The 12100-nt window shown below is 65.1% G+C and carries 11 protein-coding genes; 9 read left to right on the top strand and 2 right to left on the bottom strand.

Annotated elements, in window-relative coordinates:
* Positions 1-70: 70 nt before the first annotated feature.
* From RMR04_RS25950 to RMR04_RS25915, 8 genes are all read left to right on the top strand, one after another.
* Positions 71-1333, top strand: coding sequence for an ABC transporter substrate-binding protein (locus RMR04_RS25950; RefSeq protein WP_410492157.1), 1263 nt, complete (start codon positions 71-73; stop codon positions 1331-1333).
* A gap of 160 nt (positions 1334-1493) precedes the next feature.
* Positions 1494-2399, top strand: coding sequence for a carbohydrate ABC transporter permease (locus RMR04_RS25945; RefSeq protein WP_311911371.1), 906 nt, complete (start codon positions 1494-1496; stop codon positions 2397-2399).
* Between the two features lie 10 nt (positions 2400-2409).
* A complete protein-coding gene (locus RMR04_RS25940; protein ID WP_311911370.1) occupies positions 2410-3240 on the top strand; it encodes a carbohydrate ABC transporter permease in 831 nt (276 codons plus the stop codon).
* A gap of 15 nt (positions 3241-3255) precedes the next feature.
* On the top strand, positions 3256-4383 hold the full coding sequence (locus tag RMR04_RS25935) for an ABC transporter ATP-binding protein (protein WP_311911368.1): 1128 nt from the start codon (positions 3256-3258) through the stop codon (positions 4381-4383).
* Positions 4380-5372 carry an NAD-dependent epimerase/dehydratase family protein gene (locus tag RMR04_RS25930; RefSeq protein WP_311911367.1) on the top strand — a complete coding sequence of 331 codons (993 nt, stop codon included), beginning with the start codon at positions 4380-4382 and terminating at the stop codon, positions 5370-5372. The genes RMR04_RS25935 and RMR04_RS25930 overlap by 4 nt, the downstream gene beginning before the upstream one ends.
* The gene (locus RMR04_RS25925) at positions 5312-7060 is read left to right on the top strand and encodes an SMP-30/gluconolactonase/LRE family protein (protein WP_311911366.1); all 1749 of its coding nucleotides are present in this window, start codon (positions 5312-5314) and stop codon (positions 7058-7060) included. The genes RMR04_RS25930 and RMR04_RS25925 overlap by 61 nt, the downstream gene beginning before the upstream one ends.
* Positions 7057-7821 (top strand): SDR family NAD(P)-dependent oxidoreductase, encoded by a 765-nt coding sequence (locus RMR04_RS25920; protein ID WP_311911365.1) that lies wholly within the window; start codon positions 7057-7059, stop codon positions 7819-7821. The genes RMR04_RS25925 and RMR04_RS25920 overlap by 4 nt, the downstream gene beginning before the upstream one ends.
* A 4-nt stretch (positions 7822-7825) precedes the next feature.
* Positions 7826-9283, top strand: coding sequence for an FAD-binding oxidoreductase (locus RMR04_RS25915; protein WP_311911364.1), 1458 nt, complete (start codon positions 7826-7828; stop codon positions 9281-9283).
* A gap of 90 nt (positions 9284-9373) precedes the next feature.
* Here the strand turns inward: RMR04_RS25915 and RMR04_RS25910 are convergent, their stop codons facing one another.
* Both RMR04_RS25910 and RMR04_RS25905 read right to left on the bottom strand, forming a co-directional pair.
* Positions 9374-9589 carry a hypothetical protein gene (locus tag RMR04_RS25910; RefSeq protein WP_311911363.1) on the bottom strand — a complete coding sequence of 72 codons (216 nt, stop codon included), beginning with the start codon at positions 9587-9589 and terminating at the stop codon, positions 9374-9376.
* On the bottom strand, positions 9576-10775 hold the full coding sequence (locus tag RMR04_RS25905; protein WP_311911362.1) for a GNAT family N-acetyltransferase: 1200 nt from the start codon (positions 10773-10775) through the stop codon (positions 9576-9578). Before RMR04_RS25905 ends, RMR04_RS25910 begins: the two co-directional genes overlap by 14 nt.
* A gap of 271 nt (positions 10776-11046) precedes the next feature.
* Here RMR04_RS25905 and RMR04_RS25900 point away from each other — a divergent pair, with 271 nt between their 5' ends.
* Complete coding sequence (locus RMR04_RS25900) at positions 11047-12084, top strand: LysR family transcriptional regulator (RefSeq protein ID WP_311911361.1); 1038 nt, start codon at positions 11047-11049, stop codon at positions 12082-12084.
* The last annotated feature ends 16 nt before the right edge of the window (positions 12085-12100 follow it).

Here is a 12100-nt window from a genome sequence, read left to right as displayed (position 1 = left end):
TGAAGGAAACGCGTTAAAACGAGGGAATAGAGCTATTGAACGATCCAATTGGATCGGAAATTGCTCTAAGTTGTTTCTATCTGCTGCCGCGGTCGCCCTGGCGCTGACCGCGGGGTTCGCATCGAGCACGGCGCTTGCCCAGGGCAAGGTCCTCAAATTCGTTTCCTGGCAGAAGGATGAGCGCGGCGTCGGCGATTGGTGGGGCTCGGTCATCAAGGAGTTCGAGGCGACCCATCCGGGCGTCAAGATCGAATGGACCAAGGTCGAGCGCGGCGCCTATGCCGACACGATGACGACGCTCTTCGCCGGCGGCAAGCCGCCCGACATCGTCCATCTCGCCTCCTTCGAGTTTCAGAAATTCGCCGACAACGGCTGGCTGGAGCCGCTCGACGGCTACATCAAGGACGCCAAGCTCGACATGAAGGGTTGGGCCGGCCAGGACACCTGCGTCTTCAACAAGCAGATCGTCTGCACGATGATGCTCTATTTCGGCTATTTCCTCGCTTATAACGAGGAGATGCTCAGGAAGGAGGGGCTGGAGGTCCCGAAAAACTACGCCGAGTTCCTGGTGGCTGCGCGCAAGCTGACCAAGGACCTGAACGGCGACGGCATCATCGACCAGTTCGGCACCGGCCACGAGACCAAGGGCGGCGGCGGCCAGTATATGAGCGAGATGATGAACTATACGCTCGATGCTGGCGGGCGTTGGAGCAATGACGCCGGCAAGGTGACGATCGACACGCCTGAGATGGTCGAGGGCCTCTCCCGCTGGAAGACCATCGTCAAGGACAGCCTGACGCCGCGTGATCTCGCCGCCGGCGAAGTCCGCCAGATGTTCGCCGATGGCAAGATCGCCTTGAAGACGGACGGGCCCTGGCTCTGGCCGATCATCCAGAAGGGCAAGGCCAAGGACCAGATCAAGCTCGCCATGTCGCCGTTCAGCCCGCCTGTCGGCGGTTCCTCGAACGTGCTCGGCATCGCCAGCGACATCCCGAAGGACAACAAGAAGCTGGTCTGGGATTTCATCCAGATCGCAACCTCCGACAAGTTCCAGAGCAGCTATGCGACGCTGGGCGCCTCGCCGCCACCGAGCCCGCGCGCCGACGTCTCGGCCGCGTCCAAGGAGACGCCGCATTTCGACCTGCTGGTGCAGGCGACCAAGGCAGCCGCCGACGCCAAGGTCGACCGCATCCCCAAGGGCCTGGAGCTCGTCTTCAACGAGTTCGCCAAGATGGTCATGGAGGAATCGCAGCGCATGATCATTCAGGATCTCGATCCGAAAATCGTGGCCGCGACGATGCAGCGCAAGGCGGAGGCGCTGCAGAAGCAGTGAGCGTCGTCATGGCCGGGCTTGACCCGACCATCTCGGAAACCAGTGCCTTCTCGTCATGAGCTTCTCGGGTCGACGCAGAGTTTATCCTTGGGCCGATCGAAGATCGGACCCGGGGGCGCCGCCCGAGAATGACGCGACCCGCCAGGGAGAAGCCCCTACCATGCCCAGAGCCGCGTTCCTGGATCTCGCGCGTCCGAGCCGCCGGCACTGGCTCGGCAATCTCCTGCTCGCGCCGGCGGTGCTGCTGATCGGGCTGATCATCGTCTACCCGCTCTTCGTCTCGGTCGATCTGTCGTTCCAGAACGTCAACATCGCCAGGCTCGACCAGGCGCGCCGGCCCTTCACCACGGCCAATTACGAGCGCCTCTTCGCCTCCGAGGATTTCTGGAACGCCTGCTGGGTCACCTTCAAACTCGTCATCATCGTCAGTACCGGCTGCTTCCTGCTCGGCATGGCGACCGCGCTCCTCGTCAACAACCGCTTCAAGGGCCAGGCCCTGGCTCGCCTCCTCGTCGCCTTGCCCTGGGCCGTGCCCGAGGTCATCGCCGTCGTGATCTTCGCCTGGCTGTTCGATTCCTCCTTCGGCCTGATGAACTGGATCTTCATCAAGCTCGGGCTGGTCGACACCACGATCAACTGGTTCTCCTCGCCCAGCGCCTCCTTCGCCGTCGTCTGCGTCGTCATGATCTGGAAGGGCTATCCCTTCGTCTCGATCATGCTGCTGGCCGGGCTCCAGTCGATTCCCGAGGATTTCTACAACGCTGCCCGCGTCGACGGCGCCAGTGCCTGGCAGCGCTTGCTCAACATCACCATCCCCTCGCTGATGCCGGTGCTCGGCGTCACGCTCGTGCTGGTGATGCTCTGGGTCTTCCGCGACTTCTCAATCATCTATGTGCTGACCGGTGGCGGCCCGCTGAAGGCGACGCAGAGCCTCTCAATCATGACCTATGAGCAGGCCTTCGGCTTCTTCAAGATGGGCTACGCCTCGGCCATCGGCGTCATCACCCTGATCGTCTGCATCATCGCCAGCCGGCTGATGATCGCACGCGCACCGGACACGATGTGAGGATGAGGCCATGAAACGAAGCCGCCTCGACAGCGTCCTGCTCTATGCCACGGCGATCCTGACCTGCGCGCTCTTGGTCTTCCCGATCTACTGGCTCGTCGTCACCGCGCTCTCCGAGCCAGACCAATTGCGCCAATTGCCGCCGAAATTCTGGCCCGACCAGCCGCGCTGGGGCGTCTTCGCCCAGATCCTGGCGGAGCGGCCGATCCTGCAATGGCTCGGCAATTCGGCCCTGGCCGCGATCGGCGCCGTCACCTTGTCGATGACGGTGTCGGTGCTGGCGGGCTATAGCCTGTCGCGCTTCAAGGTCCGCGGCGGCCAGTCGCTGGGCCTGTTCATCCTGACCGCGAAGATGCTGCCGGCGACGCTGCTGGTCATCCCGCTTTTCGGTATCTTCAGGCAGCTGGAGCTGATCGGCAGCCTGTGGTCGATCATCCTGGCGCATGCGACGCTGATCATCCCCTTCACCACCTGGATGCTGAAGGGCTATTTCGACACGATCCCGCGCGAGCTCGAACAGGCCGCCATGGTCGATGGCTGCTCGCCGCTCGGCGCCATGGTTCGGGTGATCCTGCCGGTCTCGGCGCCGGGCCTGGCCGCGACCGCGCTCTACGGCTTCGTGCTGTCCTGGTCGGACTACGCCTACGCGCGCACTTTCCTGACCAACGCCCAGACCAACTGGACCGCCAATCTCGGCATCACCACGATGAAGGGCGAATATGTCAGCAACTGGAGCGACATATCGGCCGCCTCGATCCTCGTCGCCCTGCCGATCCTGCTGATCTACCTCTTCCTCGAACGCTATCTTGTCGGCGGCCTCACGGCCGGCTCGGACAAGTAAGGACCAGGACCGACCATGGCCGGCATACGCATCGAGCACGTCACGAAATCCTATGGCGGGCTCACCGTTCTCAAGGACTTTTCCCTCGATATCACTGATGGCGAGTTCGTCGTCCTGGTCGGCCCCTCCGGCTGCGGCAAGTCGACCATGCTGAAGATCCTGGCCGGGCTCGAGGAGGCCTCTTCCGGCAAGGTCACGATCGGCGAGCGTGACGTCACCGACCTCGCGCCGGGCGACCGCGACATCGCCATGGTGTTCCAGAACTACGCGCTCTATCCGCATCTGACCGTGCGCAAAAATATGGGCTTCGGCCTGAAGATGCGCGGCACCGAGGCCGGCGAGATCGACCGGCGCGTCACCGAAGCCGCGAAAATCCTCGGCATCGATCATCTGCTCGATCGGCGGCCGCGTGCGTTGTCGGGCGGCCAGCGCCAGCGCGTCGCGCTCGGGCGCGCCATCGTGCGCGAGCCGCTCGCCTTCCTGATGGACGAGCCGCTCTCCAATCTCGACGCCAAATTGCGCGTCCATACCCGCGCCGAGATCAGCGCCCTGCACAGGCGCCTCGGCGTCACCACCATCTATGTCACCCATGACCAGACCGAAGCCATGACGATGGCTGACCGCATCGTCATCATGAAGGATGGCGAGATTCAGCAGATCGCCCATCCCGACACGATGTTCCGCGAGCCGGCCAACCTCTTCGTCGCCGGCTTCATCGGCTCGCCGGGGATGAATTTCCTGCAGTCTCCGGTGACCTCGGCCGGGAATGGCGCCCAGGCTCGTCTCTTCGGCCAGGAGGTGCCATTGCTGGTGGCGAATGCCTCGACGCTTGCGGGCCGGGATGCCGTCTTCGGCCTGCGGCCGGAACATATCTCGGCTGGGCCGGGCCCGGTCAGCTTCGAGGTCCAGCCGCGGCTGATCGAAAGCCTCGGCAGCGAGCAATATGTCTATGTCGACCTGCCGCCGGAAAACCGGGTCGGGCAGGCGCCGCATGCGACCGCCGAGGAGGATGGCCGCGGCAATGCGCTGATCGCGCGCTTGATCAATCCCGATGGCGCGCCGCTCGCCGAGCGCTTGACGCTCTCCTTCGATCCGGCCCGGCTGCACGTCTTCGACGCGGTGACGCAGGAGGCGATCCGATGAATGCCGCGGCGCGCATCCTCGTCACCGGCAGCGCCGGCCGCGTCGGCTCGAAAGTGGTGCGGCGCCTGCTCGATGCCGGCCGCGAGGTCACGGGCTTCGATCTGCGCCCGGCCGGCATCGAGCACCGCGCCTATCGCGAAGTGCTCGGCGGCTTCGACGACCGGGCCGCGGCCATGGACGCGGTGAGCGGCGCTGACGCCATCCTCCATCTCGGCGCCTTCATGTCCTGGCTGCCGACTGACGGCGACAGGCTGTTCCGCGCCAATGTCGAGGGCACGCGCGTGCTGCTGGAGGAGGCCGTACGGATGAAGCCGCGTCGCCTCGTCTTCGCCAGCTCCGGCGAGGTCTATCCTGAGAACGTCCCCGACTATCTGCCGCTCGACGAAGATCATCCGCTGAAGCCGCGCTCGCCCTATGGCTTGACCAAGCTCCTGGGCGAGGAGCTCGTGCGCTTCTTCGAGCGCGTGAGCGGCACGCCTGCGACGATCCTGCGGTTTTCGCATACGCAGGACGCGGCCGAACTGCTCGATCCGGACAGCGTCTTCTCCGGCCCGCGCTTCTTCCTGCATCCGAAGATCCGGCAGCAGGAGGGCTTCGGTAACATGGCCGCGGTCGCCTTGCTGAAGCAGGCCGATGATGGCCGCGAGGCGCTCGTTTTGTCGTGCAACGAGGCGGGGCGCCCCTTCCAGATGCACATCACCGACACCCGCGACATGGTGGACGGCATCCTGCTCGCGCTCGACCATGAGGCGGCGGCCGGCCGGACCTATAATCTCGGCGCGACCGAGCCCGCCGATTTTGCCGCAGCTTTGCCGGGGATGGCGGAGTTGACGGGGCTTCCACTGAAGACCATCGACCTGCCGGGCAGCGGCGTCTTCTATCGGACGTCGAACGCCAGGATTCGGACTGAACTGGGATATGAACCGCGATGGACGTTCGACCGCATGATCGCAGAGGCGGCACAAGTGCGGGCGAAGCGCACGTCCTGAAACCGGACGAGCGCGACGTTCCGATCGGCGCGGCGGCCCTGGCCAAGGGCCTCTATCTGCTCGACGTGATCGGGGAGGCGCCTTCGCCGCCGCGCTTCAAGGACCTTCAGGCTGCGACCGGCCTGCCCAAGGGCACGCTCGCGCGCCTGCTCAACACGCTGGTGCTGTTCCGGCTCATCCGCCAGGAGGACAGCGACAACAGCTATCGGCTCGGGCACCGGCTGTTCGAACTGGCGCACCGCGTCTGGGAATCCTTCGATCTGCGCGGCGCGGCTGCTCCCGTGCTCGAACGCCTCGCCGACGAGACCCGCGAGACGGCGGCGCTCTGCGCAATCGACAATGACGAGGCGCTCTATATCGACCAGCGCAGCCGCGGCGGCGCCTATGGCTTCCGCATCGAGATCGGTCGTCGCGCGCCGCTGCATTGCACGGCCGGCGGCAAGGCCCTGCTCGCCTTCGCCCAGCCGCATGAGCAGCGCGCCATCTTCGACCGGATCAGGCTCGAGCGCTTCACCGACGCTAGCTTCACGCAGGAGGACGCGCTGCTTGCCGATCTGGCTCTGACGCGGGCGCGCGGCTATGCGGTCTCGCTCGAGGAGCATGTCGCGGGCGTCTCCTCGGTCGCCGCGCCGATCTTCGACCATACCGGCCGTGCGGTCGCGGCAATCGGCGTATTCGGGCCGAGTTCGCGCCTGACCAGCGAGCGCCTCCACGTCACCGGGCGCGACCTGATGGCCGCCGGCCGGCAGATCTCCGGCAATGTCGGCGCCACGCCGATGAACATCACGCCGAGCACGCGGTCTAGCCGCGCCACCGATCCCCAGGTCGAATGCGTGCTGCCCTGGGGCGCGCATCTGGCGGAAGGCCCGGTCTGGTCGGCGCGGGAGAAGCGGCTCTACTGGGTCGATATCCTCGCCCCCTCGGTCAACCGCTTCGACCCCGCGACGCGGGCCAATGAGGAGGTCATGCTGCCGCGCCTGGTCAGCGCGGTAGTTGAGCGCCGAGGCGGCGGCTTGGCCGCCTTGACGCAGGACGGGCTCGAGGCTTTCGATTTCGCCAGCGGCACGCTGAGCCCCTTGGTCGATCCGGAGGCCGAGATTCCCGACAACCGTTTCAACGACGGCAAATGTGACCGGCGAGGCCGGCTCTGGGCCGGAACGATGCGGCTCGACGCCAGCCGTACCAGCGGTTCGCTTTATGCGATCGCGCCGGATCTCAGCTGGGAGCGCCGGGAAAGCGGCCTGACCGTCGCCAACGGCCTCGACTGGAGCCCGGACGGGCGGACCTTCTATTTCGCCGATTCCGCGCCGGGCCGCATCTATGCCTATGATTTCGAGATGGAGACGGGCGGGCTCGCGCGACGCCGTATCTTCGCCGAGATCGATGCCACCATCGGCCGCCCCGATGGGCTTGCCGTCGACAGCGAAGGCTTTGTCTGGTGCGCGGTCTGGGACGGCTGGTGCCTGCACCGCTACGCGCCGAATGGTGCGCTGGCGCGCGAGGTCCGCCTGCCGATCCCGCGCCCGACCAGCATCGCCTTTGGCGGCGACGATCTGAAGACGCTGTTCATCACCAGCGCCCGCGTCCGCTTGCCGTCGCGCATCCTGGCGGAGGCGCCGTTCTCCGGCGGCCTGTTCACGTTGCCGGTCGATGTTGCCGGCCTGCCGGCCTCGGAATTCGCAGCATGAGCGCGCAGGCGATCTATCCCGATCTCGCCGGCCGCGCCGCGCTCGTCACCGGCGGGGCAGACGGGATCGGCCGGGCGATCGTCGCGGCGCTTATTCGCCAGAAGGCCAGGGTCGCCTTTCTCGATCTGGATCGCGAGCGCGGCGAAGCTCTGGCAGCGGAATTGGCTGAGGCTGGCGGAACCGTCTCGTTCCAGCCCGTCGATCTGCGCGACATCGCCGCGACGCAAGCCGCGATCACGGCGGCGCGCGAGGTCTGCGGCCCTTTCTCGATTGGCGTCAACAATGCCGGCCATGACGAGCGTCACGCCTTCGAGACCGTGACATCAGACTATTGGGATGACCGTTTCGCGGTGAATCTGCGCCCGATGATGTTCGTCGCCCAGGCGCTTGCCCCCGATATGCGCGCGCTTGGCGGCGGCGCGCTGATCAATCTGAGCTCGACCTCGTGGATGAAGGGATCTCCCCACATGATCGCTTACACGACTGCGAAATCAGCGGTGCTCGGCTTCACCCGCTCGCTGGCGCGGGCGCTGGGGCCGGACGGAATCCGGGTCAATTGCGTCACGCCCGGCTGGGTGATGACCGAGCGCCAGCGCAGGCATTGGGTCACGCCGGAAAAATGGGAGGCCGCCCAGCAGGCCCAGGCGATCAAGGGTGAGATCCTGCCGGAGGATATCGCGGCGATGGTTCTCTTCCTCGCATCGGACGCCGCGCGCATGTGCACCGGCCAGAACTTCATCGTCGATGCCGGTACGGTCTGACGCGATGTCCCCGCTTGCTGAGCTCGCCGGGAGGCTCGACCCGTCCTGCGTGCTGGCCGCGCCCGAGGAGATGGTGCCGTTCCTCAGTGACTGGCGCGGACGCAGGCATGGCCGCGCCCTGGCCGTGCTGCGCCCGCGCTCCGTCGCGGATGTCTCGACGATCCTGCGCTGGGCGACAGTGACGCGCACGCCGATCGTGCCGCAAGGCGGCAATACCGGCCTGTCCGGCGGTGCCACGCCCGATGAGAGCGGCCGTTGCGCCGTGCTCTCGCTGGGCCGCCTCAACCGCATCCGCTCGGTCGATGCGGAGGGCGACAGCGTGACTGCGGAGGCGGGCTGTGTGCTGGCGCAGCTTCAGCAGGAGGCGGCCAAGGCCAACCGGCTGTTTCCCCTGAGCCTGGGCAGCGAGGGCTCCTGCCAGGTCGGCGGCATCGTTGCGACCAATGCCGGCGGGATCAATGTGATCCGCTACGGCACGGTGCGCGACCTCGTGCTCGGTCTCGAATATGTGCGCGCCGACGGTGCCGTGATCCACGGCCTGAAGCCGCTGCGCAAGGACAATGCCGGCTATGCGCTGCACGATCTGCTGATCGGCTCGGAAGGCACCCTGGCCGTCATCACCGCGGCGTCGTTCAGGCTTTTCGCCCGACCGAGGGCGAGCGCGACCGCGCTCTGCGCAATCCCGGATCCGACGGCCGCGATCAGGCTGCTTGCCATGCTGCGCGAGGTTGCCGGCGAGCGGATCTCGAGTTTTGAACTGATATGCGACGCCGAGATGGGCCTGACGCTCGATCTCCTCAGCGGGGCGGCGCTCCCGTTCCGCGACCGCCACCCCTGGTATGTCTTCATCAAGATCGCCGATAGCACGCCCGAGGCCGCCATGGAGCAGGTCCTGACGCGCGCTCTGGCGCTCGCCTTCGATGCCGGCGTGTTGAGCGATGCGGTCGTCGCGCAGAGCGGCGCCCAGGCCAAGGCGCTCTGGCATCTGCGTTTCGCCGTCTCGGAAGCCAATAAGCGCGCCGGCCCGAGCGTGTCGCATGACACCAGCGTCGCGACTGCCGATGTTCCCCGCTTCATCGCAGCGGTGCAGAGTGCTTCGGCGGAGCGCTTCCCGACTGCGCAGCCCCTCTTCGTCGGCCATCTCGGTGACGGCAACATCCACGTCATTCTGCTGTTCGGGAAGGGCGGGTTCCAGGATGAGGCGGCCTTCGCGGCGCTGGCCGCGAGCGTGAACGCCTGCATCTTCGAGATCGTCAGCCAGTTCGGCGGCAGCATCACGGCCGAGCATGGCGTCGGCCGTTCCCTTGTCGGCGCATTGCGCCGGGCCGCCCAGCCCGAGGCGCTCGAACTCATGGCCGGGATCAAGAACGCCTTCGATCCGCTCGGCATCCTGAACCCTGGCGCGGTCCTGGAGCCGGATGATTTCAGATGGGATCACAGAGTGATCCGATCTGAAATCTGAATCCGTCTCTCATTAATTTGACAGAGCACGCGCCGCCATCCTGACGCCGCCATGCGAAAACCCGCTGCGGATCTCGCAACGGGTTTCGCGTCACATCAACTTGGCCGCACGTCCGTTCAGAGAGGCGACCTCGCCTCTCAGGATCATCTTGCTTGCAAGCAGCTCCCCCTTCGCCAAGCCCAGCAGGGCGGTTGCAACCGCGCTCACCTTGACGGCTTCCTCGATCAGATATTCGGTCATCCCGATCATCGCATCGATGTCGGCTTCGGAGATCGCTGTCGGCAGCGTGATGTCAGTCGGCGCCATCATTCACTCCTTGTAGTCGTCCGTAGATCAGAGGTGGCCAGGAGTCCTTCCCGCAGTTCGGGGACTCCCCGTAGAAAGGGTTGACGCAGCCAGGGATATCCCTGTCGGGATAGAGCGTGGTCGGGCTCACACCCGGGATCCATTCGCCGGAGCCGAGGGATTTGTCAGGGAGGTCTTGAGGCTCCGCATTGGCTTCCAGCGGGCCGGGACGGTCCCATTGGCCTTCCGGCCGGACGAGCACCGCGGCGCCGGAATCCGGCGTAAGCCGCCAGTCTGACGGCTCGGTGACGAGATCCATCTCGTAATAGACCTCGTCGGTCAGATAGGAGAGGCCGGCGCCGGGGCGGCGCTTGAAGCCGAAGCGCTCCCAGATCTTCGAGACCGGGAAGGCGGCCTGCCCGTAGAAGCGCCGATAGCCCTTGTCCTGGCCGAAGGCGAGCGCCGCCCGCACGAGATCGAGCGCCAGACCGCCCCGGCAGCGCGGCAGCACCGCGAGCCGTTCGATCTTGATGAAATCGGCCCAGTAGCGCAGCCGGATGCAGCCGGCGGGCTCGTCGCCGACATAGCCGAGCAGATGTGTCGCCGTGTAGTCGTTGCCGTCGACATCCTCGGCATAGGGAATGCTCCGGTCCTCGACATAGGCGGCCCCGCGAATCGCGATGCATTTGAGGAGGTCGTCGGCGGAGTGCACGACGGTGACGGAGGTCTTCTTCGTGCCGGCGTTCAGGCCGGGGATGAAGTTGTCATAGGGCTTGCGGCCGGCCACCGGGTCGGGCAGGGCGCAGCTCATCAGCTGGTAGGATTTCAGGCCCTCATAGGCCGCGCCCATGACGAAGCCCATCTTCTCGAAGAAGGTCTGCGCCTTGCTGTTCGCTGGCTTGCAGAAGATCGGCAGGCCCCGATTCTTGTCGCTGGTCATGCGCTCCATCACGAGCGAGATGCCGCCGCCCTGGCCCTCCGGGAGGTAGATGAACCAGAAGTAGAGCACGGCGGCGCGTTCGCTGGGCCGGCAGATGAACTTCAGATCGGGGTTGGCGGTGTCCAGTACGCCGGTGAAGAGCGCACGCGCGCCGGCCTGATTCAGCGGGAGATGCGCCAGGATGCCGATCGGCGTGGCCTTGGGATCATCAGACCAACCGCGCGAGAACGCCGAAATTGTATCGGGATTATGCTGAAACACGTTCATAACCCGCTCGAGAGTTGACAGGCCGGGTATATCGGCGCTTGCCATTCTCATTGAATAGTCGATGATTCCCTTTGTCGGGCTGAACGTTGTGTATCCGCGCCCGTATTTCGTGTAGTCGAGCGTGCGGAAATTGCGCTGAGTTTGCGCAATATTGAAATGCTCCTTCAGCGAATAGTGGAATCCCATGACGCAAATCCTTCTGGGTACGAGGAACTAGGTACGCAACAAGGTTAGGTTAACCTTAATCTCTGGAGTCGGGGATAAGTCGAAAATGAGGCACGTGGCTTCCAAAAGTTCTCACCCCACGGGCGGGAACGAGGTGAATTTCAATTGGGACGACATCCGAATCTTTCTAAAGCTCGCGCGGCTCGGCAGCATTCGCGCTGTTGCTGCGGCGACCGGGCACTCCGCGAAGGCTCTCCGCAGCCGAATCATGGACCTCGAAGCGCAGACCGGCGCGGTCCTGTTTCACCGTTCGGCCGCTGGCGTATCGCTGACCAAGACCGGTGAGCGCCTGATTGCGGCGGCGGAGGAAATCCAGAAGCAGGCCAAGGTCTTCGGCGCGCTCTCGATGCGGGGCAGGCGGGACCTGAAGCCGACTGCGCGCGTCGGCATCACCGAGGGCCTCGGCGCCTTCTGGCTGACGCCGATGTTCGGCAACCTGCGTCGGGCCCATCCCGACATCCAGTTCGATATGAAGTGCTCGATGACGGCGCCGAACATCTCGGAGCTGGAGGTCGATCTGGCGATCCAGTTGGACAAGCCGACGGATCCCAATCTGATCGTCCGGAGGATCGGCTATCTCCACGTCGTTCTCTATGCCGCGCAGAGCTATGTCGACGAATACGGGGCACCCGCCACCAAGGCTGACATCGCCGACTACCACTTCGTCGAGATCGAGGCTCCGCAGATCAGGAGCGAGAGGGTCGAGGAGGAAATGACCCGCGAGGACAAGCGCCGCTTCGTCAATATGCGGGTCAATATCAGCTCTGCCCAGTTCGTGGCGGCGCTGAGCGGCTGGGGCGTGACGGCCCTGCCGACCTATGCGCCCATCGTCTCGAGCGGGCTCGTCCATGTCGCAAAGGACTTCGTCCTGCGGCGGGACATCTGGCTCGCCTACCACCCACAGGCGGCCGAGCTGCGCCATATCCGGCAGACGATCGACTGGATCGTGCAGTCCTTCGACGCCTCGCTATATCCTTGGTTCCGCGAGGAATTCGTCAGTCCCGCCGAGATAGAACACTACATGGAGCGCAAAAAAATAATGAGTTTCTTCACTCCGGGAGCAGTGGCCCGGCTGGCATCATAGATTTATCCAGGTTGCC

The sequence above is a fragment of the Bosea sp. 685 genome (assembly GCF_031884435.1).
In the GTDB taxonomy this organism is placed as follows: Bacteria; Pseudomonadota; Alphaproteobacteria; order Rhizobiales; family Beijerinckiaceae; genus Allobosea.
The sequence above is the reverse complement of the archived record's forward strand: the minus strand, read 5'-3'. Positions and strand labels throughout refer to the sequence as shown.

Bases quoted from the DNA above. Each gene is read 5' to 3' on its own strand.
- RMR04_RS25945 (WP_311911371.1), top strand. From the start codon at position 1,494: ATGCCCAGAGCCGCGTTCCTGGATCTCGCGCGTCCGAGCCGCCGGCAC.
- RMR04_RS25940 (WP_311911370.1), top strand. From the start codon at position 2,410: ATGAAACGAAGCCGCCTCGACAGCGTCCTGCTCTATGCCACGGCGATC.
- RMR04_RS25935 (WP_311911368.1), top strand. From the start codon at position 3,256: ATGGCCGGCATACGCATCGAGCACGTCACGAAATCCTATGGCGGGCTC.
- RMR04_RS25930 (WP_311911367.1), top strand. From the start codon at position 4,380: ATGAATGCCGCGGCGCGCATCCTCGTCACCGGCAGCGCCGGCCGCGTC.
- RMR04_RS25925 (WP_311911366.1), top strand. From the start codon at position 5,312: ATGGACGTTCGACCGCATGATCGCAGAGGCGGCACAAGTGCGGGCGAA.
- RMR04_RS25920 (WP_311911365.1), top strand. From the start codon at position 7,057: ATGAGCGCGCAGGCGATCTATCCCGATCTCGCCGGCCGCGCCGCGCTC.
- RMR04_RS25915 (WP_311911364.1), top strand. From the start codon at position 7,826: ATGTCCCCGCTTGCTGAGCTCGCCGGGAGGCTCGACCCGTCCTGCGTG.
- RMR04_RS25910 (WP_311911363.1), bottom strand. From the start codon at position 9,589: ATGGCGCCGACTGACATCACGCTGCCGACAGCGATCTCCGAAGCCGAC.
- RMR04_RS25905 (WP_311911362.1), bottom strand. From the start codon at position 10,775: ATGAACGTGTTTCAGCATAATCCCGATACAATTTCGGCGTTCTCGCGC.
- RMR04_RS25900 (WP_311911361.1), top strand. From the start codon at position 11,047: ATGAGGCACGTGGCTTCCAAAAGTTCTCACCCCACGGGCGGGAACGAG.